This window comes from Synechococcus sp. W65.1 (assembly GCF_047461615.1).
In the GTDB taxonomy this organism is placed as follows: Bacteria; Cyanobacteriota; Cyanobacteriia; order Thermostichales; family Thermostichaceae; genus Thermostichus.
The window spans coordinates 36,101-59,968 of record NZ_JANSHI010000016.1; the positions used below are offsets into that span (position 1 = coordinate 36,101).

A 23,868-nucleotide genomic window follows, 5' to 3' on the forward strand; every position below is an offset into this window, starting at 1 on the left:
TGCCGCGATGGCAAACTGCCCTGCAAGGAAGATCCGGGCTACAGCAGCCACTCGCAGGCCCGCTCTCCCACCCCTTGCAAATTCAGAGGAATGGCCACCGCCTTGCCTATGCGAGGTTTCTGGCGGGTAGCCTCAATTTCTCGCCGCACCGTTTCCCACACACCCCAAGCCTGCAGATGGGCCATCACCGACTCCAGGCGAGCCAGATACTCGGCTTCCGTCAAGGGGAAAGAGGGCTGCTCTAGGTAGCGCCACATCACCAACAACACCACCCTACCCCCCAAGCGGCGCAGCTGCACGTCGTAGGAGCAGCCCCACTTCTCCCGCAGCAAAGCTTGCAACTCGGATCCCCTCATAGGTTGGCTTGGATGCATCGGCCTCCCCCTCGAGCTGCTCCTAGCTTTGCATTTCTTAATGAAATTGGCTAGGGGGCTCGGTTAGGATGGTGTCGTTTGTCAACGAACGTTAAAACTTCTCAGGCTTTCCTGACCATTATGACCGAAGCGATGAGCAACTTTGAGGCGCCCCCCATGAGCCGGCGGGTTCTCTTGAACGCCCTTCTCAGCGGCTCGGTGGGGGTGGTGGTCGTGGGTGCCCTCTACCCGGTGGTGAAGTATTTCATTCCTCCCTCTGCCGGTGGGACAGGGGAGGGAGTGATTGCCCAAGATGCCCTCGGCAGGCCAATTCGCGTCAGCGAGCTGCTAGCTACCCACGCGGCTACGGACCGCGTTCTGGCCCAGGGCTTGAAAGGGGATCCCACCTACATCGTGATCGACAATGGAGCGGTGGCTAACTACGGCCTCAACGCCGTCTGCACCCACCTCGGCTGCGTGGTGCCCTGGAATGCAGGAGAAAACCTCTTCAAGTGCCCCTGTCACGGATCCCAATATGCAGCCAATGGCAAGGTGATTCGGGGACCGGCTCCCCGCTCGCTAGAGCTAGTCAGCGCCACGGTGGACGGCGACAACATTCGCTTTAGCCCTTGGCAGGGCCCCGATTTCCGCGAGGCCTAAACGCGCCATTGCAGGGCTGGCGGTGGCGAGAGGAAAGCCTGAAGAGGGCACGGCGTTGGTCTTAGCCAGAGCGTCCACAGGCTCTCGAGGAGAGGGCGCAAAAAGCTTTTGCAGAGCTTTTGCAGATTGGAATTGCAATTTTGAGTTGAGCTTATGAAGCGAATTTTTTTCTTGGCCTTGTGTGCGCTGCTGCTAATGGTCGTAGCATCTCCGCCAGCAGCAGCCTACCCCTACTATGCCCAGATGGCCTACGATAACCCCCGCGAGGCAACGGGGAAAATTGTCTGCGCCAACTGCCACCTGAACGCCATGCCTGTCCGGGCTGAAGTGCCGCAGGCGGTTACCCCCGGTCAGGTGTTCACCATTAAAGTTGGGATTCCCTACGACCTAAGCAAGCAGCAGGTGCTAGCAGATGGCAGCAAGGGCGGCTTGAATGTTGGCGCGGTGGTGATCTTGCCAGAGGGCTTCCGCCTGGCCACTGAGGAGGAAATGACCGAAAAGCAGCGGCAGGAGACCGCTGAGACCTACATCACTCCCTACAGTGACCAGAAGCCCAACATCCTCCTGGTGGGGCCGTTGCCCGGTGAGCAGCACCAGGAAATCGTCTTCCCGGTGGTAGCCCCTGACCCGAAAGAGGATCCCTCAGTGGCTTTCATGAAATATCGGGTTTACATTGGCGCCAACCGGGGCCGTGGCCAGATCAACCCCGATGGCAGCCTCAGCAACAACAACGTCTTCCGCGCTCCCGCCACCGGCCGCCTGACCAGCATCGCCACTATCGAGTCGGATCTTAGCGACCTGCCGGCAGAGCTGGCCGCCCTGGTGCCACCCGAATACGAGTTGCCGGGCACGCGAGTGCTCAGCTTCGAAACTGAGAACGGTATCCAGCATCTGGTGGTGCCGCCGGGGCCGGAGTTGGTGGTTAACATTGGCGACAGCGTCAAAGAAGGGGATCCGGTTACCAACAACCCCAACGTGGGCGGCTTTGGCCAAGTGGAGCGGGATCTGGTGCTGCAGAGCCCGGATCGGGTGAAGTGGATGGTGGCCTTCCTGGCGGCAGTGGCTATCACTCAGCTCCTCTTGGTACTCAAGAAAAAGCAAGTGGAACTTATTCAGGCGGCAGAACTTTTGGGCTAGCCCCACCCTTCCCATCATTCCCAGCACCCCGGAACCAGCCGGGGTGTTTTTTCTAAGGAATCCTCAGCTCTCCCACCATCACCAGCACTGCCTGCCCGGCAATCTCCACCCGAGCGCCGAGATAGCGACACCAGAGCTCACCCCCCCGCCTCGAGAGCTGCCGCACCCTGAGCTCAGTTCGACCCAGCCGCTCCGACCAATAGGGCGCCAACAGACACTGGGCAGAGCCGGTTACGGGATCCTCCGAGATCCCCAAGCGGGGGGCGAAAACGCGGCAAACAAAATCCGCTCCCTCCTCCAAATCTGCTCCGGCAGCGGTGACGATTAACCCGGAGACAGAGAGCGCCTCCACCTGAGCCCAATTCGGCTGGACTTGCCGCACCTGCTGCGCCGAAGCCAGCACCGCTACCCCCATGCTGCCGCGGTACAACTCTAGAGGAGGGATCCCCAAGGCCGCCGCCACCTGTTCTTGCGCTTCCAGCCAAGGTTGGGGAGTCTGGGAGGGGAAATCCATCGCTAGCCGCTTTCCTTGCTGCCGCACCAACACCTGGCCACTGCGGGTGGAGAAGGCCACCTCCTGAGCTTCTGGGTGAACTTCGCTCAAGAGCACATGGGCAGCAGCTAGGGTGGCGTGCCCACAGAGATCCACTTCCGTTGTGGGGGTAAACCAGCGCAGGCTGTAGTGGGGGAGGCCATCCCAGGATCCCTGGGGCAGCAAAAAAGCTGTTTCCGACAGATTGTTCTCTGCCGCAATTGCCTGCAACAGCTCCTGCGGCAGCTCCTGGGACAGCAAGCAAACCGCTGCCGGATTGCCCCTAAAGGGCACTGCCGTAAAGGCATCCACCTGAAACAAGGGAATTCGCACCGCCTCTCCTCCCCCAAAAGGCGCAGAGGAAGTCGGGAGATCCACACCCAACCGCCTCGTCTGTCGTTGCAGCTATTGTCAGGCTGCAGAGCTGGCTGATAAACTAGCACTCGGAAGCCGAGAGTGCTAAAGCCTCAACGGATGCAAGTTTAGTTGACTCCTCAATCACCCTTTGACTTCCTGCCATAGGCATCACGGAGGACACTTAGTATGGCTGCAGTAACGCTGAACGTCTCTACGCTGAAACCGCTGGGCGACCGTGTGCTGGTGAAAGTTGCCCAGCAGGATGAGAAAACCGCAGGCGGGATCTTTTTGCCTGACACTGCCAAAGAGAAACCCCAAGTAGGGGAAGTGGTTGCGGTCGGTCCTGGCAAGCGCAATGACGATGGCAAGGTTATTCCAATAGAGCTGAAAGTAGGCGACAGAGTGCTCTACTCCAAGTACGCCGGCACGGAGGTGAAGCTGGGTACCGAGGAGTATGTGCTGCTAGCTGAGCGGGACATCCTCGCCATTGTTCAGTAGTTCTAGCAAGAGGCGGCAAGTGCTGTAAAAGAGATCAACTGCTGCTAGCTTCTAGCTTATCCTTCGTTGGCTGACCGTTGGAGGTTGACTATGGCTAAGTCGATTATTTTCAGCGAAGAAGCCCGTCGCGCTCTTGAACACGGCATGGACATTTTGGCAGAGGCCGTAGCCGTTACCCTTGGCCCCAAAGGGCGCAACGTGGTGCTGGAGAAAAAATTTGGCGCACCCCAGATTGTTAACGATGGGGTAACCATTGCCAAAGAAATTGAGCTGGAAGACCACATTGAAAACACGGGAGTTTCTCTCATCCGTCAAGCTGCCTCTAAGACCAATGACATCGCTGGCGACGGCACCACTACAGCTACGGTCTTGGCCCACGCCATGGTGAAAGAAGGGCTCAAGAACGTGGCTGCTGGCGCCAACCCCATCGCCCTCAAGCGCGGCATTGACAAGGCAGTGAAGTTCCTAGTGGACAAAATTGCCGAACACGCCCGCCCAGTAGAAGACTCCAAAGCCATTGCCCAGGTGGCGGCCATTTCTGCTGGCAACGATGAGGAAGTGGGCCGCATGATTGCCGAGGCCATGGAAAAAGTGGGCCGCGAGGGGGTGATCTCCCTAGAAGAAGGCAAGTCCATGACCACCGAGCTGGAAGTGACGGAGGGGATGCGCTTTGACAAAGGCTACATCTCCCCCTACTTCGTCACTGACACGGAGCGGATGGAGGCGGTTCTGGAGAACCCCTACGTCCTAATCACCGACAAGAAGATTACCCTGGTGCAAGACCTGGTGCCGGTTCTGGAGCAAGTGGCCCGCGCTGGTCGTCCGCTGCTGATCATTGCCGAAGACATTGAGAAGGAAGCCCTGGCCACCTTGGTAGTGAACAAGCTGCGGGGCGTGCTGAGCGTGGTGGCGGTGAAAGCGCCTGGCTTTGGGGATCGCCGCAAAGCCATGCTGGAGGACATCGCCATCCTCACCGGCGGCGAAGTGATTAGCGAGGAGCGCGGCCTGAAGCTGGAGAACGCGCGTCTTGAGTCCTTTGGCTCGGCTCGCCGCGTCACGGTAACCAAGGACCACACCACCATCGTGGCGGAGGGCAACGAAGCGGCGGTGAAAGCCCGTTGCGAGCAAATCCGTCGCCAAATTGAAGAGACTGACTCCACCTACGACAAAGAAAAACTGCAAGAGCGCTTGGCCAAGCTAGCTGGCGGTGTGGCGGTGATTAAAGTGGGCGCGGCCACCGAAACGGAAATGAAGGATCGCAAGCTGCGCCTGGAAGATGCCATCAACGCCACCAAGGCGGCAGTAGAAGAGGGGATCGTCCCCGGCGGCGGCACCACCTTGGCCCACCTGATTCCGGTGGTTACGGAGTGGGCGCAGGCCAACCTGTCTGGCGATGAGCTGGTGGGGGCTATGCTGGTGGCCCGTGCTCTGGGCGCTCCGCTGCGCCGCATTGCCGAGAACGCCGGCCAGAACGGCTCGATTGTGCTGGAGCGGGTGAAAGAGAAGCCCTTCACGGTGGGTTACGATGCCCAGAACGACGCCTATGTGGATATGTTCGAAGCGGGTATCGTTGACCCGGCCAAAGTCACCCGCTCTGCCCTGCAAAACGCTGCCTCGATTGCCGGCATGGTGCTCACCACCGAAGCTATTGTGGTGGACAAGCCCGAGCCTAAGAACAACAAGCCGGCTGGTGGCGGCGGCGCGGATGACTACGACTACTAATCCTCTGGCACGAAGAGGCAACGGCTTCTCCAGGTAGCAGAGAGTCTGCTGCCTTGCCAGGGCAAAGCTGACTGCTTTTGGGATCCCAGGTGGGATCCCTTTTCCTTATCCCAGGGGGCGCAGAGGAGAAGGCGGCGTGGCACGGTTAGTCTGCATTGGCCTAGATCTGGCCTGGTCAGCCCGCAACCCTTCGGGGGTGGCGACGCTGGAGGTGGAGATTCTGGATCCCGCCATTCAAAACCTGACAGGCTGCCTGCTGGACAGCCGCCTCCTGGGGACCAATGAGGAAATTGTGGACTACATCCAAGCCCAAGCGGGAGGGGATCCCTGCCTGGTGGCAGTGGATGCCCCCTTGCGCGTTCCTAACTTGAGGGGCCAGCGGCAGGCAGAAGCCGAGCTCAACCGTGTGTTTCGACCCTACGCTGCTGGCGCTCACCCGGCCAACCGCCGGCTTCTAGAAAGAAATGGCCAGGTGCGAGGAGAAGCGCTGGTGCAAGCCCTCGCCCGCTATGGCTTTCAGGAGCAGGCCAGCATCGAGCAGGGGCGCTTGGCCCGTCAAGTTACTGAAGTCTTCCCCCACAGTGCCATCGTGAGCCTGTTTGGCCTTAGCCGCAGCCTCCCCTACAAGGCGCGTCCCCGCCGCAGCTGGCAGGAGCGAGAACAGGCCTGGCGGCTGTACCAGCAACATCTGCGCGCCTTGGCCAGCACCGATCCCTCTCTGCAGGGCCACGAGCCCCTGCTCCAAGTGGAGGTGGGATCCCTTAGAGGCCGCCAGCTCAAAAACTACGAAGACCAAGTCGATGCCTTGATGTGCGCCTACATCGCCCTCTACGGCTTCCGCTGGGGATCCCAGCGCTGCCACAGCTTCGGAAGTCTGCAGGAAGGGCACATCTTCACACCCCTGCCCAAGAGGCTAGTCGACCCCAAAACTTTCTCTGGCTTTAGAGACCTCCTTGGCGGCATGATTAATTAAGGGATCCTCTTGCTAAAGAGGAAAGAAATGAACGTCCAACTGGGCCGCAATCGACAGGCAAGACGAGCATACGGACTGGATGAGATTGCGCTGGTGCCGGGCAGGCGAACCCTGGATCCCAGCCTGGTGGATACCCACTTCACTATAGGAGGGATCCAACGACCCATCCCCATCATTGCCAGCGCCATGGATGGCGTGGTGGACGTCAAGATGGCGATTTTGCTCTCCAAGCTGGGGGCTTTTGGAGTGCTGAACCTAGACGGGATCCAAACTCGCTACGCGGATCCCGACGAGGTGCTGGAGCAGATTGCCGCAGTTGGCAAAGACGAGTTCGTCCCCCTGATGCAGCGCCTCTACAGCGAGCCGGTCAAGCCAGAGCTAATCCAAGAGCGCATTCGCCAGATCAAAGCTGCCGGCGCCATTGCTGCCGCTAGCTGTGTGCCCGCCCACGCTGCCCAATACGGTCCCCTGGTCGCGGAAGCGGGGGGGGATCTGTTTTTCGTCCAGGCCACTGTGGTTTCCGTCCACCACAAAGTGCCTGAGGGTATGCAAAAGCTCGATTTGGCCCAGTTCTGCCGCTCCATGCCCATTCCCGTAGTGGTGGGCAACTGCGTCACCTACGAGGTGGCCCTAGAGCTAATGCAAGCAGGAGCAGCGGGGGTCCTGGTGGGCATCGGCCCGGGGGCCGCTTGCACCTCCCGCGGCGTGCTGGGGGTGGGGGTGCCACAGGCTACCGCGATTGCCGACTGTGCTGCCGCCCGCGACCAGTTCCTGGCCGAAACCGGCACCTACGTTCCCATCATCGCCGACGGCGGCCTGGTGACCGGTGGCGACATTTGCAAGGCCATTGCCTGTGGGGCCGATGCAGTGATGATCGGATCCCCTTTGGCCCGCGCCTATGAGGCCCCCGGTCGCGGCTTTCACTGGGGCATGGCCACTCCCAGCCCCGTCTTGCCCCGCGGCACCCGCATCCGCGTGGGATGCACCGGCACCCTGGAAGAAATCTTGTGCGGCCCCGCCCGCCTCGATGACGGCACCCACAACCTCTGGGGTGCTCTGCGCACCAGCATGGCTACCCTGGGCGCTGCCAACCTCAAGGAAATGCAGCAGGTGGAGATCTGCATTGCCCCTTCCCTGCTCACCGAGGGCAAGGTGTACCAGAAAGCCCAGAGCCTGGGCATGGGGAGATAGCGCCCGCCAATGCTAAACTCAGTAGCCGGGATCCCCAAGGGCGGTTAGCTCAGCGGTAGAGCGCCTGCCTTACAAGCAGGATGTCACTGGTTCGAGTCCGGTACCGCCCATCCTCATCCAGGCTGGCAGTTTGGGGGATACACCCGCTAGCCAGGGCCAGATCCCTGGGGTAGAGTAATGGGTGTGGAGCCTGAATTATCTAGCCCTGGGGATCTCGCATTGAGTCTGGCTCAAAAAGTGTGTAAAGTGGTAGACGGTATGGACTGGGGCTGTACTATGTTGTTCTTCTAAAGTCCGCAATTGTCAGGCTCGCTCTCGAGGTAGACGGCCTGTTACTTTTAGAAGGCACTGCTACAGCCAAGATAGGTGTGAGGACAGAGAACAAGGAGAGAAACATGCCCGCAAAACACGCGAACTACTGGAAAACGCTGCTGGCTGGGACTCTAGGTGCAGCGGCAGTCTTGACCCCTGGGGTGGCCTATGCCCAAGCGACGGGGCCTGTCACCTCCATCTCTGAACTTTCGGATGTGCAGCCTACTGACTGGGCTTTCCAGGCGCTGCAATCTCTGGTCGAGCGTTACGGCTGTATTGCCGGCTACCCCGACCGCACCTTCCGCGGCAACCGGGCCATGACCCGCTATGAGTTTGCCGCTGGGATGAACGCCTGCTTGGATCGCATCAACGAGCTGATCGCTGCTGGGCTAGCCGACAAGGTTTCCAAAGAGGACTTGGCTACGCTGCAGCGGCTGCAGGAGGAGTTTGCGGCTGAGCTGGCGGCTCTACGGGGGCGGGTAGAGGCAGCAGAGGCTGATATTAACGACCTCAAAGGCAAGGTCTTCAACCCGGTTACCAAGTTGAATGCCGAGGTGATTACAGCTATTCTGGGCAGCGCCCTGACAGAAGATCGGGTTGTTGGGGGAAGGGTTGTGGCTGAGCAGAACCAAGCCAACATGACCCTGCCCTATCGGGTGCGGCTGAACTTCGACGCCTCCTTTGCTGGCCGCGACCGTTTGCGCATCCGCCTGCAGGCTCGCGATGCGGTAACCGCCTTCTTCTCTGGGGATCCAGGCGTTGGCTTTGGCGGTGGTGGCGGTGGCACTTTCACCCTGGCCCAGTTGGTCTATCAGTTCCCTGCCTTTAACCGCGCTGCCACCATCTACGCCGGCATCACGGGCACAGGGGTGTCCAGCGTCCTTCAATACAGCGTTCCCTTCGAGGCCCTTTCTGACTTTGCCGACCTTCCCAAATCCACGGGAGATGTGCCCAGTGGAACGCTGTTTGGCTTCCGCTCTCGTCTCAGCGACCAGCTTCGCTTAGCCTACGCCTACAGCACTCGCGGCGCCCAGGACTTAGGCAGAGGCTTTGGTGACAGCGGTTTGACGGGCAACGACAGCGCTCACACGGTGGAGCTGGGCTTTTTGCCTACAAAAGAGCTGGAGTTCTACCTGCAGTTTGCTACCACCTATCTGCAGGATGCTACAAAAGGCCCCAGCTTCTTGGCCACCGGCAGTAACCTCTTCCGAGGGCCGCTGCGCCGGAATGAGGTAACCACCTCTGCGCGGGTCAATGCCTTTACGGTGGCCGCTAAGTGGGATGTAAGTCCACGGATTACGGTGTCCGGCTGGTTCACCGCTGGCAATGTCGATTACAACCTGCCTAATGTGGTACCAGCTGGCACTATCGATCCAGGTGACGAAAGCTTCAACGGCTGGCTGTTTGGCTTTGTCTTCCCGGATCTGTTCGTGGAGGGTGCCAAAGGTGGTGTGGTCTTCGGCCAGCCAATCGTGACCACTGACAATTCTGGCGTCTGGGATACCCGCCCCTTCGTAGTGGACGTCTACTACAGCTTCCCGGTCAATGAGTACATTACCTTGACACCTGCTGCCTATTTTGTAAGCAACCCCAACGGCGGCAGGCCAGGAGACAACGACCCAACCATTGGTGTGGGCGCTCTGCGGGCAGTGTTTACCTTCTAACCCCTTGCTGTCCTGCCTAGGTTAAAAATTTAGGGATCCGCAGTGGCGGATCCCTTTTTTGCTTCCCAAGCCTTGCCGCTCTGAAAGACTTATACAACGCTGGACAAAAGCGGACTTTTGCTCCAGGTTGACGCTTTCTTCCTGCTTCCACGACCCGTAGCTAGTGGCAGAGTTTACCCCTACCACCCCGCCAGAGGGATCTCCACAGGCGTCACTTCCCCGCGAGCTGCAGGTAGGTGCTCCTTGCCCCCATAAGGCACACCGGCTAAAGACGGAGCCAACTTTAGCCTAGGCAAAGTGCCTACCAGAAAAGATGTACTCGCAAGCCTACTAGCTCAGCCCATCTCCGTCAAGGCAGGAGGTTGGTCATGCCACAAAGTGGCTGATTGTCCAGTGAATCAAGGACTAGAGGAGAGCCCTCGCCCTGGGATCCATTGAGGAAGTTGGAGGGGGCGCCGGGAAGCTAGGGGTTACAAAAAGGGCACTAAGCCGGATCTGCCCAGGTCTCTGCCACAGGCTCGGTGTGGGTGTGGGAACAGCGAGCACAGCCATACACCCATGCCTTGGTTACAGGGGTAGGAGCGCCACACTGGCCGCAGGGCAAGCCTGCCAGGGGGCGGATGCGCCTAGCCGGGAGTGCCGCAGGCTGGGCAGAGGCTTTGGGCTTTGGCAATGAGGTTTTGGGTGGCTGCCGCGATGACCTGCAGGCGGGTTGGGTTGTACAGGGCCCGCATGTCGGTTTCCAGGTGCAGCCCCTGCTGCCGGGCCAGCAGCTCCTCCACCACCTGCCTCAGGGTTGCTTCGTCTTGGATCCCTTTGTGGATAACTTGGGGGTTTTCCGGCTGGTCGAGGGCGATCAGGGCATGCTCGGGGAAACCGACTTTTTGGGCAAAGTCAAGCGCTTCCGCAAAACTTTGCACCCAGCGATGGCTGAAATTGGTTGGGGTACTTTCTGCATAGCCCACCAGCTCCAAGGGATCCGCGCCGGATTCAAAAACCTTGAGCATGACCCATTCCTGGTTCCAAGGCATCCAAGGGATCTGGGGATGGGGGCCGAAGGATCCCTCGCTGGCCAAAACCAAGGGGGCAGGGTAAGCTTGGCGGGCTCTCTCGATCTTTAGACGTAGGGTGTGAAGGGGATCCCCTGGCCGGGGGCGCTCCCGCGAGAAGGTGCCGAATTGGTCGGTGTCTAGAGGTATCACCTGCACCTGGATCCCCAGATGCTCGGCCAAGAGAGGGGCAGTCACCTCCTCTTTGCGATGCAGGGTTGCCAAGTAGGCAATCCGAACCTTCCAGTCCATAGAGGTGCTGCAAAAAGCCTACAGCTTTTGTCCTTGGGCAAGTCGAGATGGCTCAAACTAGGGGGCTGGGTTTTGCCGCCAAGCCCAAGTGGGCGACGGCCTCGGCCAAAGCGGCCTCTCGGCTTTCCACAAACCGCTCCGCCGGCAGGGGCAAACGTAGGCTTTCCAAGCGCTGCCGGATGCGGCCTCTGGCGCCGACAATCCACACCTGTTTGCCGCGATCTAGGGCCTCGCGAATGGCATTTTCCAGGGAGAGGGTCGCCGAAACCCCCAGCATCGGCACATCTGATAGGTCCACCACCAAAGCCTGGCAGGAGGCTACCGCCTGATATTGGCGGGAAATGGCCTGGGAAACCCCGAAGATCATCGGGCCGCTCAAGTAAAACAACAGCACCTGGCCGCGGCCCTGGCGCAGCAATTCCTTTTCCCGCGGGGTGAGGTCTACGGCATCGTCCGCATCGGTAATGGCTTTCACCTCTTCCGACTGAAGCTCGCTCAGGCGCTGGATGGTGAGCAAGTTGGCCACGAACACCCCCACTCCCACGGCGGCGATGAGATCCACAAACACGGTCATGAACATCACCCCGTACATAATGGCTGCCCCTTTGAGGGAGAGGCGGTGGGCCCGCTTCAGGAAGCTCCAGTCGAGGATGTCCACCCCCACCTTGAAAGCAATCCCCGCCAGCACGGCCATCGGGATCCCTTGGGTCAGGGGAGCGGCAAACAGCACCACCATCAAAAGGATGAGGGCGCGGAGGATACCGGCCAAGGGAGTACGTCCCCCCGACTGGATATTTACCACCGTGCCCATGGTGGCGCCGGCCCCCGGCAAGCCCCCCAGGAAGCCAGAGACCAGGTTGGCAATTCCCTGCCCAATCAGCTCTTGGTCAGAGTCGTGGCGGGTGCGCGTGAGGTTGTCGGCAATCACCGCCGTCAAGAGGGTATCGATGCAGCCCAGCATGCCCAGCACCACCCCGTCCAACACCAGGCTGGCCAAGGCAGCAAAGGGCAGCTGGGGCCATTGCACCTGCGGCAAGCCGGTGGGGATGGGGCCAATGCGCCGCAAATCCCAATCCGCCATGAACAAGCTGGCCACCAACGTTCCCAACACCAGGGCCACCAGCTGGGGCGGCACCGCCCGCCGCCAAGGCTTGGGATAGCCAAAAAGGATTGCCAGCGTTAGCAGACCTAACCCCAGTTCCGGCACCTTGAGGTTGAGCAGGTAGGTCGGCAGGTTCCGCACGGCCCCAATGACTCCCCCCTGGCTAGCGTGGCCCAACAGCGGCGGGATCTGCAGCAAAATCATGATCCAGCCAATCCCCGACATAAAGCCAGAGATAACGCTATAGGGCATGAGGGTAATGTATTTGCCCAGCTTCAGGGATCCAAACAAGATCTGAAACAGGCCCCCCAGCATGACCACCGTGAAGGCCGGCGCCAGCCCCTGCTCGGGATAGCGGGCGGTAACCTTGGCAATGACTGCTGTCATCATCACCGTCATCGGCCCGGTGGGCTCGGAGATGAGGGTGGGGGTACCGCCGAACAGGGCCGCAAAAAAGCCCACACACACCGCCCCGTAAAGACCTGCCACTGGCCCCGCCCCGGAAGCCACTCCAAAGGCTAGGGCCATTGGCAAGGACACAATTGCCGTCGTCAGGCCACCGAAGAGATCCCCGCGCCAGTTTTCTAGACTTAGACGCTGACGCCAGCCCCTTAGAAGATTGCCTCCGCCAGCCTGTACCATACCTTGCCACTCTCAACGCTATAGGCAGCCTATCATTGAGGGTTACCCTAAGGCTAAGTTAGAGAATAGACTTTTACCTATGAACTTCTTCAGGGATCCCCGAGCAGCCCCGGCGGGAAGCTCCTCACAAGGCCGATGGTAGACTGAGAGTAGGGCTACCTTGCCTGCGTCAAGCTAACTGGCATTCTTCCCACCCCATGAGCGACAACGAGTTGGCCGCGCGCATCATCTCCACTGACCTGCAGCGGGAGATGACGCAGTCCTACCTGGAATACGCCATGAGCGTTATTGTCGGGAGGGCTTTGCCAGACGCGCGGGATGGCCTCAAGCCGGTGCATCGTCGCATCCTCTATGCCATGTACGAGTTGGGCCTGACGGCGGATCGGCCCTTTCGCAAGTGCGCTCGGGTGGTGGGGGATGTAATCGGGAAATACCATCCCCACGGGGATCAGGCGGTTTACGAGGCCCTGGTGCGCATGGCCCAGGATTTCTCCATGCGGGAGCGCCTGGTGGATGGACACGGCAACTTCGGCTCCATTGACAACGATCCGCCAGCGGCCATGCGCTACACCGAGTGCCGCCTCACGGCCTTTGCCCAAGAAGCCCTGCTGCAGGACCTCGACGCCAACACCGTTGACTTTGTCGACAACTATGACGGATCCCAGCAGGAGCCACTGGTGCTGCCGGCGCGGATCCCGCAGTTGCTGCTGAACGGCTCTTCCGGTATTGCCGTGGGCATGGCCACCAACATTCCCCCCCACAACCTGGGAGAGCTGGTGGACGGCCTGATTGCCCTCATCGAAAACCCCAACCTGAGCAGCCTGGAGTTAATGCAGTGGATCCCCGGGCCAGATTTTCCCACGGGCGGGCTGATCCTGGGCCAGGAGGGCATCCGCGAAGCCTACGCCACCGGGCACGGCTCCATCACGCTGCGCGGCGTGGCCACCATCGAAACCCTCGAGCAGCCGGGCCGGCCAGCGCGAGAGGCCATTGTCATCACCGAGCTGCCCTACCAGACCAACAAGGCAGCCATGATTGAAAAAATTGCCGAGTTGGTTAATGAGAAAAAACTGGAGGGCATTGCCGACATCCGCGACGAGAGCGACCGCAGGGGCATGCGGGTAGTCATTGAGCTGAAGCGGGATGCCCAGCCCCAGGTGGTGCTCAACAACCTCTACAAACAGACCCCCCTGCAGACCAGCTTTGGGGTCAACATGCTGGCCATCCTCAACGGCAGGCCCTGCACCTTGACGTTGCGGGACGCGCTCCAGACTTTTCTGGACTTTCGGGTAGAGCTCATCGAGCGGCGCACCCGCCACGAGCTGCAGAAAGCCGAGGAGCGAGCTCACCTGTTGCAGGGGTACCTTGTGGCTTTGGGGCAGCTGGATCGGGTCATTGCTCTCATTCGGGAAGCAGCTGATCCTGCCACCGCCCGCGCCGAGCTGCAGAGCCAACTGGGGCTAAGTGAAGTGCAGGCCGAAGGCATCCTCCAAATGCAACTGCGCCGCCTCACGGCCCTGGAAGCCGAGAAGATCCAGGCCGAACACGAGGACTTGCTGCGGCAAATTGCCGATTTGCGGGACATTCTCACCCGGCGGGAACGGGTGATGCAGATTATCCGCGAGGAGCTGTTGCAGCTCAAAGCCCGCTTTGGGAGCCCGCGCCGCTCCCGCTTTTGCCTGGAGGACGGTGAGCTGGAGGTGGCCGATCTCATCGAAAACCGCGAGACGGTCATCTTCCTCACGGAACAGGGCTACATCAAGCGCATGGATCTCGAAGAGTTTCGGGTGCAAGGACGAGCCACCCGCGGCAAGGCTGGCGCCCGCATCAAAGAAGACGATGCCATTGCCCAATTTTTTGCCTGTTGCAGCCACGACACCCTTCTCTTTTTCACCAATCGGGGGGTGGCCTATACTCTGCCCGCCTACCAGATCCCCCAAGGGAGCCGCACCGCCCGTGGCAGTGCCATTGTCCAGTTGCTGCCGCTGAGCCGGGAAGAGCGGGTTACCTCGATGGTGCCCGTAGGCGAGTTTAGCGAGGACGAATACCTGGTGATGCTCACGCGCAGGGGGTACATCAAAAAAACGGCCCTCAGCGCCTTTGCCAACGTTCGCTCCAATGGCCTGATTGCCATTTCTCTTGAAGAAGGTGACGAGTTGTGCTGGGTGCGCCGTGCCCGCCCGGCTGACGACGTGGTCATGGCAACTCGCCAGGGCATGGGCATTCGCTTCCGGGCTGACGACGAGCAACTGCGTCCCCTGGGGCGGCCGGCTCGCGGTGTGCGGGCCATTACCCTCAACGCCGGCGACGCCATCGTCAGCATGGATATTCTCTCTGCCGAGTCGGTGAGGGCTGCTGAGCAAGAGGGAGAGCGGCTAGCCAATCCCTGGGTGCTGGTCATCACCAAGGAAGGTCGGGGCAAGCGCTTGGCCATTGACCATTTCCGCCAGCAAAACCGTGGCGGCAAGGGGGTGATCGCCACCAAGTTCCGCCAGGCGTCGGATGAGCTGGCGGCTCTGCGCATCGTCAATGCCGAGGACGAGATCCTCTTGGTTACTGCCAGGGGCATGGTCATGCGCCAGCTGGCCAAGGCCATTCCTGCCCAGTCGCGCGAGGCAACGGGTGTGCTGGTTCAGCGCCTGGATCCCGAGGACAACATCGTCGGGGTAACCGTGGTGCCGGCCTCATTTGTCGGGGATCCCTCGCCCTTAAGCTCCGGCTGCTCTTAGGTACGGCATTTGCCGCCTCAAAAGGGTGGGATCCCGTACCGAGGGCGGCAAGGTGTAGGTGGTAAGCTGGGCGTAGCCCAAATTGGGGGAGCGGCAAGAGCCTGACGGATCAGGCAAGCCATCCCGTTGGGCTTTAGTTGCTGTGTTTGGGGAGCTTGGTAACTCCATGTCCAGCCCAATCAACTTCATTCCTGGCTTTGAGGCTGTGCCAACGCCTAGCCCCAACAACCGGCTCTGGCAATACCTGCAGGCGCAGGATCCCAGCGTTTTTCAGGATATTGCCCGCAATTCTTCTCCAGAAGTGCTAGAGATCTTGGGCTATAACATCCGCAGCCTGCTGGGCAGTCTGCCGTCCGACCAATTTGGCGTTCAAATCGTTACCAACCGTGAAAGTTTGGCAAAGATGCTCTCTGGAGCGATGATGGGGGGCTATTTTCTGCGGGTGATGGAGCAGCGCCTGGCCCTGGAGCAGTCTTTGGGCAACTCACCCGCTGCCATCGACGCCTCCCAGGCCTCCAGCGCGGATCAACCTTCGCCAGCAGAAGGCGAAAGCGCTCAGTAGCCGGGGGCTAGGCTTTGTCGGCCTGCAGCCCAGTCCACCCTCTGGTGCCACCAAGGACAGTCAAGGTATCCCAGCTCAGCCGCCCGCTGCGGCGAATTTTAGTCTGCCCGGATAGCTTCAAGGGATCCCTGACGGCTAAGGCCGCCGCAGAGAGCATCTCCCGGGGCCTCCGCCAGGTCTTGCCCGAGGCGGAGGTGGAGCTGCTCCCCTTAGCCGATGGGGGAGAGGGCACGCTGGAAGTATGGCTAGCGGCGCTAGGGGGCGAGAAGAAAGGCCTATGGGTTACTGGCCCCCTAGGGGATCCCGTCTGGGCCGAGTACGGGGTGGCAGGGAAGCGGGCGCTGCTGGAAATAGCCCAGGTGGCGGGCCTAACCTTACTGCCTCCCGAGCGGCGGGATCCTACCCGCACCACCACCTACGGTCTGGGGGAGCTGGTGCGGGTTGCCTGTCGGGAGCCCGTTGCCGAGATCTGGATAGGCCTGGGGGGATCCGCCACCGTGGATGCAGGAGCAGGCATGGCCCAGGCCTTGGGCTATCGCCTCTTGGATGAAGCGGGGGATCCTCTTGCCTGGGGCGGGGGAGAGTTGGCCCGGCTGGCACGCATCGAGCCACCTGAGCAGCCGGTCTGGCAGGGCAAGCGCATCCGCGGCCTCTGCGACGTGCAAAATCCCCTCACCGGCCCGCTGGGGGCAGCCGCCGTCTTTGCCCCCCAGAAGGGAGCCACCCCCCAGCAGGTGCAGCAATTGGAGCAAGCGCTACAGCGCTGGGCTGAAGTGGTCAAGCGCGACCTGGGTCGAGCGGTGGAGGGGATCCCTGGTGCTGGCGCTGCCGGTGGGTTAGGAGCAGGGCTGGTGGCCTTTTTGGGGGCCACCCTCGAGTCCGGGATCCAGCTTTTGGCTCAGCAGTTGAACCTGGCGGAGCGCATCCGCCGCTCTGATCTCGTGGTCACCGGCGAGGGCCGCTTTGACGAACAAAGCACCATGGGCAAAGTGGTAGGGGTGGTGCTGCAGCAGGCTAGGGCAGCCCAGAAGCCTCTCTTGATTCTCTGTGGCCAGGCCTCCCTTGCCGCCCGAGCCAACTTGGCAGTCCAGTCCCACCCCATCCGGGTAGGCGCTCTCTGTGACTGGATCCCGGATGTAGCTGAAGCCCAGCGCCAGGCCAGCCATTACCTAGAGCAGCTGGCTGCTCAAGAGTTGCGGGCCTTTTGCCAGCTATAATGCTTGAATCGTAACTCTAGGAAGCCATGGCCAGAATTGAGTTTTCTCCCGGCATCGAGGAAGTACCCACCCAGGTACGGCTGCTGAAATCCAAAACTGGCAGCCGGGGATCTGCCATTTTTCGCTTCGAGGAGTTGAAGACAGATACGCAAAACATCCTCGGCATGCGGATGATTGACGAAGAGGGGGAGCTAACTACCCGCAACATCACGGCCAAGTTCCTCAACGGGGAATTCAAAGCCCTGGAGGTAGTCTACGACATGGAAACCGAAGCCGAGTGGGAGCGCTTCCTGCGCTTTATGGAGCGCTTCTCGGCAACTCACCAGATGGGCAGGGCCTAAATTCTGCTGGGCTGGTGTTGGGCTTTGAATCCCTTCGCCTCTTCAACCGAGGGCCGCGCTAGCGGGGGGCGGCGCTTGTGCCAGTCAGTGCTCTGCTCGTAGGCATAGGCCACCCGCAGCACCTTGCTCTCTTGCAAGACGTTGCCGATGATCTGCAGGCCAATGGGCAGGCCGTCGGCAAAGCCACAGGGCAAGCTTAGCGCTGGCAAGCCCGCCAAATTGACGGGGATTGTCATCAGGTCGCACAGGTACATGCTCAAAGGATCCGCCCGCTCCCCCGCTTTGAAGGCTGGCGTGGGGGTGGTGGGGCTGACCAATACGTCCACCTTCTCAAAAGCCCTGAGGAAATCCTGCTTGATTAGGGTGCGCACCTTTTGAGCTTTTAGGTAATAGGCGTCGTAGTAGCCGGCTGAGAGGGCATAGGTGCCAAGCATAATGCGCCGCTTCACCTCCGGCCCAAAGCCACGGGCGCGCGTCTTGCCATACATAGCCAAGAGGGAGTCGGCAGGCTCCCGCAGGCCGTACTTGACCCCGTCGTAGCGGGCCAGATTGGAAGAAGCTTCCGAAGGGGCAATGATGTAATAGGTAGCCAGGCCATAGCGAAAGCTAGGACAGTCGATCTCCAGGATCTCGGCCCCCAGCTCCTCTAGGTGTTGGATGGCCGCTTGCACGGCAGCGCGCGTCTCTTCCCCACACCCTTCTCCCAGCAGGTCGCGGATGACTCCGATCTTGAAGCCTTTGATCTCGGGGATCAGGGCCTGGCTATAGTCCGGGATCTCCACCCTAAGGCTAGTGGAGTCCAGAGGGTCGTGGCCAGCAATCCCCTGCAGCAGCAGGGCCACGTCCTCCACCGTGCGCCCAAAGGGCCCCACCTGATCCAAAGACGAGGCAAAGGCCACTAGCCCATAGCGGGAGACCAGCCCATAGGTAGGCTTAAGGCCGACCACGCCACAAAAAGCTGCCGGCTGGCGGATCGATCCCCCCGTATCGGACCCCAAGGCCACCACCGCTTGGTCTGCCGCCACCGCTGCTGCCGACCCCCCCGAGGATCCCCCCGGCACCCGCGTCAGATCCCAGGGGTTGGCCGTGCGCTGAAAGGCCGAGTTTTCCGTGGAGCTGCCCATGGCAAACTCGTCCAGATTGGTCTTGCCGACCATCACCATGCCGGCTGCTGCCAGCCGCGCCGTCACCGTCGACTCGTAGGGTGGAATGAACCCCTCCAGGATCCTGGAAGCGCAGGTGGTGCGGATCCCTTGGGTACAGAGGTTGTCCTTGACAGCCAAGGGGATCCCGGCCAAAGGGCCGATCTCCTCCCCGGCGCGGATGCGGGCGTCCACGGCTCTAGCTTGTTGCAGGGCCAGCTCCTCCGTGACGGTAATGAAGCTCTTAAGCTGCGGCTCCAGTTGGTGCAGGCGATCTAGGTATTCGCGGGCAATCTCCTCGGCAGAGCGCTCTTTGGCTACCAACTGGCGGTGGAGGGTGCGGATGACAGACATGGACCAACTCGTAAAGGAAGGGCAAATGCCAATTGGAGGGCTTGGGCTACCGCCGTTCCAAAAAGTCGCGGCGCAGATCTCGGATCTCTTGCCGCATCTCTCTCATCTCTTTCGCCATCTCGTCAGTGCGGCGCTCTAGCGCTTCCGTGCGGCGCTCCAGGGCCTCGGTGCGGCGCTCAATAGCCCGGGTGCGCTCGTCAAAGCGATCCATTGACTCGCGAAAAAACTGGGCCAGCATCGCCTGTCCTTCCCGCAGCTCTTGAATCAAAACCTGCTGGTTCTGCTGGACAAGGCGCAGCTCCCGCTGGGCAGCTTGCAACTCTTTTTGGGAGGCTTGCAGCTCTCTTTGGGAGGCTTGCAACTCTTGGATGGCTTGAATCAGCCACTGTTCTTGCTCAGGTGTCATGGTTACTGAAGCACTACGGAATAAGGAAATCCTACCACCCCTCTCTTGCTGGGAGAGGGGCCAGGGGTGAGGGCGATGGAGAGTAGGGAACTCGAATCCCTGACCTCTGCGGTGCGATCGCAGCGCTCTACCAACTGAGCTAACTCCCCGTGCCTTTACTAGGATAACCTGAATCGGCAGCCAAGATCCCCCCCGCCTGCAACTCTAGCTCTACAAAAACCTTTGAGGGCACCCGCTCGGATCCCTTTAGCTCCAGCAGGTCGTACCAGCCTTCATAGAGCAGCAGCAGGCTTACTTTCTCTTCCAAAGGGTCCACAATCCAGTACTCACCAATCCCCAAGACGCAGTACTCCGCCCGCTTGGCCCGGTAGTCTGCTGCCCGGCTGGACTCGCTCACCACCTCCACCACCAATAGCGGCGGCGGGTCTTCTAGACGAATCAACGCCTCTCGGGATCCCATCTCCTGCCACTGCTGCAAAGGCAGCACCACCACATCCGGGATCCGCACCGTATCCCAGCGGTTGCCCCGCGGCGACTGGATCCCAATGGCCATCTGCTGCGATGTCCAAGGCAAACCTTGCCGCTGAATCTCGGTTCGAAAAGCCGTGTTGAGGAAATCTACGATCTGACTATGCCGTCCGGTTGGAAGGGCCATAGGAACCAACTCCCCCGCCACCAGCTCATAGCGGCTGTCGCTGCCATCTGAATAAGCAAGGTATTCCGCCAAGCTCAGGCGAGCTGTTGGGGGTGCGGAAACGGATCCCATGGCCAGAGCCATAACTTCTCTGTTGTCATCCTAGACTTCCAAAATAAAACCCCTTAGGAAGAAGGGCTAGAGGTCGCTTGGGCTACCGCCGTTCCAAAAAGTCGCGGCGCAGATCCCGGATCTCTTGCCGCATCTCTCTCATCTCTTTCGCCATCTCGTCAGTGCGGCGCTCCAAAGCCTCAGTGCGGCGTTCAATGGCGCGAGTGCGTTCGTCAAACCGGTCGAGGGCCTCGCGGAAAAACTGCGCCAGCATCGCCTGACCTTCCCGCAGCTCTTGAATCAAAACCTGCTGGTTTTGCTGGGCAGCTTGCAACTCTTGGACGGCACAAATTAGCCACTGCTCTTGCTCAGGTGTCATCGATCGCTAGCGGGTGTTGAGGTGCTACAGAAATCATACCGCCCTAAACCTCTCGCTCTGGGAGAGGGGCTGCTCAAAGCAAAACCCCCCTTCCTTAGGAAGAGGGGCCAAGGGTAGGGACGGAAACTCAAGCTCGATCAGTAAAGGGCTTCTTCTTGGTGGGTGATGATGGTGCAGTCAGAAGTAGGGTAAGCTACGCAGGTCAGCACATAGCCCTGGGCGATCTGGTCGTCATCCAGGAAGGATTGATCGCTTTGATCCACGGTGCCGCTCACCAGCTTGCCAGCACAGGTCGAGCAGGCTCCGGCGCGGCAGGAGTAGGGCAGGTCGATCCCTTGTTCCTCCGCCACGTCCAGAATGTACTCGTCGTCCGGCACATCGATGGTGACGTCCAGGCCCCGCTCTTCGTTGATCAACCGAACTTTGTAGACAGCCATCCTGCTTGGGTCTCCAGAAAAAACGTCCACTCCTCATCCTGCCACCCTTCTGCCCCGGATCAAGCACTATTTGGTAAGGAAGTAGGCAGATCTTCGGATTTTTTACAAAGGGATCACCCGCCCCTCCAGAGCCTTCCTTCGGCAGGGCCACTCTGTGGGGGCAGGGCTCGGCCTTGGCCAGGCCCTCAGGGATCCCAGAAAAAAAGGGCAAGACTTGCCAAGTTGGGCAGATCTGACGGTATGATTTACGGAGTAGCTAGAGCAAGCGCCGAACAGGCGTGTATGCGTCTCCCACCCGACCGTCGAGCCTGAGGCCTTGAGTTGCTTCAGGTCAGGTGATCGGGTAAGGTAAGGGAAGTGTTCAGCCGAACCCTACTTTTTTGGTTAAGAGGAGAAAAATGAACGGAACAATGCAGAGGTGGCTGCTGAAGTCACTTGGTTCTCTGACCTTGGCGTCTGCCGTGGTGCTCTTGCCCGTGATTCTAACGGGCTGCGGTGAAAGCAGTACTAGCCCAACTGTGCCGGTGCCTCCGCCCCCGCCGCCCCCGCCTCCCCCGCCTCCCCCAGCACCAACTCCTACGCCGACTCCCACGCCAACCCCGCCAGCAGGAACAGTTAGAGTTACGCCCGAAACCGACATTAACCGGATTATCGCCACTTCTGATCGCACCCAGCCTCTCACGCTTGTCCTGCAGCCAGGCGTCTATCGCCAGAACATCGTGATCAACCGCAGCAACGTTACGGTGCGCGGTGCCACTGGCTTGGTGGGCGATGCTATTGTGGTGGGTGCAGAGAGCGGCGCTCCTGTTCAGGTCACTAGCAATGCCAGTGGCGTTGTTCTGGAGAACTTCAGCATTCTCAACACCCGCTCCCTGGCACCGATTGAGTACGGCATTAACGCTGAGGAGGCCACAGAAGTTACTGTTACGGGCGTTGACATCGTTCTCTTCCCCACAGTAACCACTCCAGCTTCCCGTGGGGTAGCCATTGGCTTTGGCTCAGCTGCTGCTGGCGTCACCTCTAAGAACCTGACAGTAACCCGCTCCAACCTCTTTGTGGCTGGCGCAGCTAACTCAGCGGGTATTCGCATTGCCGGCGACAACGCAGGCATCAACCTGCGGGTGGAGAACAACAACATCTTCTTGGGCTACGCCGCAGCTCCCGATGGCGTGCAAACTCAGTTGATTAACTTGGTGCCGCAGGATGTGGGTGCGGGCTCGGCGGCTATTTTCATTGAGCCTGCCGTTACAGGGCTGAGCTTGGTGGCCTTTGCTGGCAACACCATTACTCCCAGAACCCCAACGGCTAACGTCTACGCCATTCGCGACGAGCGAGGCAGCGGCCTCAATGCCGTGGAGCGCCGTGACATCGTTGCTAGAAACACGGGCTTGGTGTTTAACAGCAACACCAGCAACATTTACCTCTCCATTACCCGCGCCATTGCTGAGGCAGCAGGTCCTAACCAGACAGTAACGGCTGGTCCTGGATCCTTTGTGGCTGAGGGCGAGATTGTTCTGCCTGCCGACAGGCCTGGCTTGACCTTGAACTCCGTTGATGGCACGAGCACAGTGCAGTCAGTCAAGATCCTGGCCGCTGATGCCACGTTGGGCGGAACGGAGGGCAACGGCTTCCGGATTACTGGCATTTCCCCAGATCCGGACGCTGGTGGGCCGGCTACACCTTACCAAGTAGCCATTGGCGAGTGTGACCTATCCAACCTCACCACCAGCAAAGTAGAAGTCTCCTTCAACGATTTCACGCGGCCTACGCAGGCGGATTCCTACGTCTCTGTGCAAGTCTGCGACTTCTCGCAGGCGGAGGTTTACAGAAACCTGCTGCGCGGCTTCACCGTTGCTGGCGTACATGTGGTGTCGGCTGAGCCAAACGCGGTAACCATTCGCGAGAACCGCTTTGAGCCTTCCATCGGCAGCCCGACCTTCATTGCGGCCATTGTGGATCGGCAGACTCAGGCACCGGGAACTCTGGCTCCTTTTGCCACAGCTTCGGTGACGGGCAACACCTTCAACCTGCCGCCGCAAGGCACTCTGGCTGTCTACGCTCGTCCCAGCGTTGACCTCACGCCAACCTCGGCGGGGGCGCTGGGCGGAGAAGGCACCATTCTCAAGGCTTTCTTCAACAACACCATCACGCCCACGCCCATTCCTGGCTTTGCCGTGTGCGGTCGCCAAGAAAGCTTGGCGGGAGCCCCGGGCAACCTTCTGAACTTCTTGGATAGCACGCCAACAGCTCCTTTCACCTCTACTGTCTTTGGCGGGGTGTCGGATGCCCTCTGCTCGGCAGTGGGCTTCGGCCCAGGGGCCAGTCTGCAGTTCCAGCCTGGAGGCGCGCCGCCAGCTCAGCCTGGAGACGGGCAGCCACCTCCTCCGCCTGTCGGCGGTGTGAGGATCAGTATCCCAGGCCTGCCTGCCAACGCGAGGGTGACGGTGACAGGACCAGGAGGTATCCCCGATAATATTGCCAGGTCCACCTCCGTGTCTGGAGACGTGGCTATCTTCCAAGAACCATCCATCACTATCCCCTTTGGTGGCCAGATCCGGGTAACTCCCGCCATTCCTTCACCTAGGCCGATTACGGTCGGAGGTATTACCCTTAGCGCCTTTGACAACACCACTAACCCTGGCAGCACCACCTACTTCAACTTCGGGCCTGCCATTACCGTGACCGCGAACTAGCTCTTGTCTAGTCTGGCAACGGCGGCCTGCTGCTATTGGGCTGACGGAGTTGCTTGGTGGTGGCAGGTCGCTTTCTCCAGCTCGCCTGGCTTGCGCATCTCTCTGTCCAGAAGTTTTCCTGTTGTATTTTTGGCCGCTGTCTGGGTAAGCTTATTGACAGATAGGCTTCGTGAGTTCACCTGGAGTGAGTCGGGCTGCGCCGGCCAAGGCTTCAACCGGTTGTAGAGTCTTTTTCTGGGAGATTCGACGACGATGTCTAACCGTAACCTCAAGCACAGCTTGCGTTCCACGCTGGCTTCCTTGGCGCTGGCTTCTTCTCTAACCGGGGTGGTAGCCGCTTGCTCTGCCGATACACCCACTGTTACGCAGGTTCCCTCGAGCATCTCTGTCCAGGCTCCTGAAGCGGCTACGGCTGAGGG

Annotated in this window: 21 protein-coding genes and 2 tRNA genes; 13 read left to right on the forward strand and 10 right to left on the reverse strand. The window is 60.2% G+C overall.

Features of this window, described 5'->3' with window-relative positions:
- Positions 1–38: 38 nt before the first annotated feature.
- Entirely contained in the window at positions 39–356 is a 318-nt protein-coding gene (locus tag NW806_RS09370; RefSeq protein ID WP_414405649.1) for a DUF3067 family protein, read from the reverse strand.
- Between the two features lie 138 nt (positions 357–494).
- Here NW806_RS09370 and NW806_RS09375 point away from each other — a divergent pair, with 138 nt between their 5' ends.
- Together NW806_RS09375 and NW806_RS09380 are read left to right on the forward strand one after the other, a co-directional pair.
- Positions 495–1,013, forward strand: coding sequence for a cytochrome b6-f complex iron-sulfur subunit (locus tag NW806_RS09375; RefSeq protein WP_414394364.1), 519 nt, complete (start codon positions 495–497; stop codon positions 1,011–1,013).
- A 153-nt stretch (positions 1,014–1,166) separates the two neighbouring features.
- Positions 1,167–2,150: an apocytochrome f gene (locus NW806_RS09380; protein WP_414393822.1), complete on the forward strand. Its 984-nt coding sequence runs from the start codon at positions 1,167–1,169 to the stop codon at positions 2,148–2,150.
- Between the two features lie 52 nt (positions 2,151–2,202).
- On the opposite strand, the gene NW806_RS09385 is transcribed toward NW806_RS09380, so the two are convergent.
- On the reverse strand, positions 2,203–3,015 hold the full coding sequence (locus NW806_RS09385; RefSeq protein WP_414410900.1) for a PhzF family phenazine biosynthesis protein: 813 nt from the start codon (positions 3,013–3,015) through the stop codon (positions 2,203–2,205).
- A 210-nt stretch (positions 3,016–3,225) separates the two neighbouring features.
- Here NW806_RS09385 and groES point away from each other — a divergent pair, with 210 nt between their 5' ends.
- The 6 genes from groES to NW806_RS09415 all read left to right on the forward strand — a co-directional run bounded on the left by groES (position 3,226) and on the right by NW806_RS09415 (position 9,399).
- Complete coding sequence (groES, locus tag NW806_RS09390) at positions 3,226–3,537, forward strand: co-chaperone GroES (protein ID WP_414393818.1); 312 nt, start codon at positions 3,226–3,228, stop codon at positions 3,535–3,537.
- 90 nt (positions 3,538–3,627) lie between these two features.
- Entirely contained in the window at positions 3,628–5,259 is a 1,632-nt protein-coding gene (groL, locus tag NW806_RS09395; RefSeq protein WP_414410901.1) for a chaperonin GroEL, read from the forward strand.
- Between the two features lie 136 nt (positions 5,260–5,395).
- On the forward strand, positions 5,396–6,232 hold the full coding sequence (locus tag NW806_RS09400) for a DUF429 domain-containing protein (protein ID WP_414410902.1): 837 nt from the start codon (positions 5,396–5,398) through the stop codon (positions 6,230–6,232).
- Between the two features lie 27 nt (positions 6,233–6,259).
- Complete coding sequence (locus NW806_RS09405) at positions 6,260–7,423, forward strand: GuaB3 family IMP dehydrogenase-related protein (RefSeq protein ID WP_414410903.1); 1,164 nt, start codon at positions 6,260–6,262, stop codon at positions 7,421–7,423.
- Between the two features lie 38 nt (positions 7,424–7,461).
- A tRNA-Val gene (locus NW806_RS09410) sits at positions 7,462–7,533 on the forward strand.
- A gap of 285 nt (positions 7,534–7,818) precedes the next feature.
- Positions 7,819–9,399 (forward strand): iron uptake porin, encoded by a 1,581-nt coding sequence (locus NW806_RS09415; protein WP_414410904.1) that lies wholly within the window; start codon positions 7,819–7,821, stop codon positions 9,397–9,399.
- Positions 9,400–10,025: 626 nt separating this feature from the next.
- On the opposite strand, the gene NW806_RS09420 is transcribed toward NW806_RS09415, so the two are convergent.
- Positions 10,026–10,700 (reverse strand): DUF6671 family protein, encoded by a 675-nt coding sequence (locus NW806_RS09420; RefSeq protein WP_414410905.1) that lies wholly within the window; start codon positions 10,698–10,700, stop codon positions 10,026–10,028.
- A 52-nt stretch (positions 10,701–10,752) separates the two neighbouring features.
- The gene (locus NW806_RS09425) at positions 10,753–12,444 is read right to left on the reverse strand and encodes a SulP family inorganic anion transporter (RefSeq protein WP_414410906.1); all 1,692 of its coding nucleotides are present in this window, start codon (positions 12,442–12,444) and stop codon (positions 10,753–10,755) included.
- A 197-nt stretch (positions 12,445–12,641) separates the two neighbouring features.
- Here NW806_RS09425 and gyrA point away from each other — a divergent pair, with 197 nt between their 5' ends.
- The 4 genes from gyrA to psb28 all read left to right on the forward strand — a co-directional run bounded on the left by gyrA (position 12,642) and on the right by psb28 (position 17,293).
- Positions 12,642–15,173, forward strand: a complete 2,532-nt coding sequence (gyrA, locus tag NW806_RS09430; RefSeq protein ID WP_414410907.1) for a DNA gyrase subunit A — start codon at positions 12,642–12,644, stop codon at positions 15,171–15,173.
- Positions 15,174–15,339: 166 nt separating this feature from the next.
- On the forward strand, positions 15,340–15,735 hold the full coding sequence (locus tag NW806_RS09435) for a DUF760 domain-containing protein (protein WP_414395907.1): 396 nt from the start codon (positions 15,340–15,342) through the stop codon (positions 15,733–15,735).
- Between the two features lie 44 nt (positions 15,736–15,779).
- Entirely contained in the window at positions 15,780–16,952 is a 1,173-nt protein-coding gene (locus NW806_RS09440; RefSeq protein WP_414410908.1) for a glycerate kinase, read from the forward strand.
- A 26-nt stretch (positions 16,953–16,978) separates the two neighbouring features.
- The gene (psb28, locus tag NW806_RS09445; RefSeq protein ID WP_414395904.1) at positions 16,979–17,293 is read left to right on the forward strand and encodes a photosystem II reaction center protein Psb28; all 315 of its coding nucleotides are present in this window, start codon (positions 16,979–16,981) and stop codon (positions 17,291–17,293) included.
- Here psb28 and gatA read toward each other — a convergent pair.
- The 6 genes from gatA to NW806_RS09475 form a co-directional block, all read right to left on the reverse strand.
- Entirely contained in the window at positions 17,290–18,789 is a 1,500-nt protein-coding gene (gatA, locus tag NW806_RS09450; protein WP_414410909.1) for an Asp-tRNA(Asn)/Glu-tRNA(Gln) amidotransferase subunit GatA, read from the reverse strand. The genes psb28 and gatA overlap by 4 nt on opposite strands.
- Before the next feature lie 46 nt (positions 18,790–18,835).
- The gene (locus tag NW806_RS09455) at positions 18,836–19,195 is read right to left on the reverse strand and encodes a hypothetical protein (RefSeq protein ID WP_414410910.1); all 360 of its coding nucleotides are present in this window, start codon (positions 19,193–19,195) and stop codon (positions 18,836–18,838) included.
- 76 nt (positions 19,196–19,271) lie between these two features.
- Positions 19,272–19,344, reverse strand: a tRNA-Ala gene (locus NW806_RS09460).
- Positions 19,335–19,973 (reverse strand): Uma2 family endonuclease, encoded by a 639-nt coding sequence (locus NW806_RS09465; RefSeq protein WP_414410911.1) that lies wholly within the window; start codon positions 19,971–19,973, stop codon positions 19,335–19,337. The genes NW806_RS09460 and NW806_RS09465 overlap by 10 nt, the downstream gene beginning before the upstream one ends.
- Before the next feature lie 70 nt (positions 19,974–20,043).
- Positions 20,044–20,319, reverse strand: a complete 276-nt coding sequence (locus NW806_RS09470; protein ID WP_414410912.1) for a hypothetical protein — start codon at positions 20,317–20,319, stop codon at positions 20,044–20,046.
- A 137-nt stretch (positions 20,320–20,456) separates the two neighbouring features.
- The gene (locus tag NW806_RS09475) at positions 20,457–20,756 is read right to left on the reverse strand and encodes a ferredoxin (RefSeq protein ID WP_414395897.1); all 300 of its coding nucleotides are present in this window, start codon (positions 20,754–20,756) and stop codon (positions 20,457–20,459) included.
- 398 nt (positions 20,757–21,154) lie between these two features.
- Between NW806_RS09475 and NW806_RS09480 the strand changes: the two genes are divergently transcribed.
- Complete coding sequence (locus NW806_RS09480) at positions 21,155–23,449, forward strand: hypothetical protein (protein ID WP_414410913.1); 2,295 nt, start codon at positions 21,155–21,157, stop codon at positions 23,447–23,449.
- Positions 23,450–23,868 lie beyond the last annotated feature (419 nt).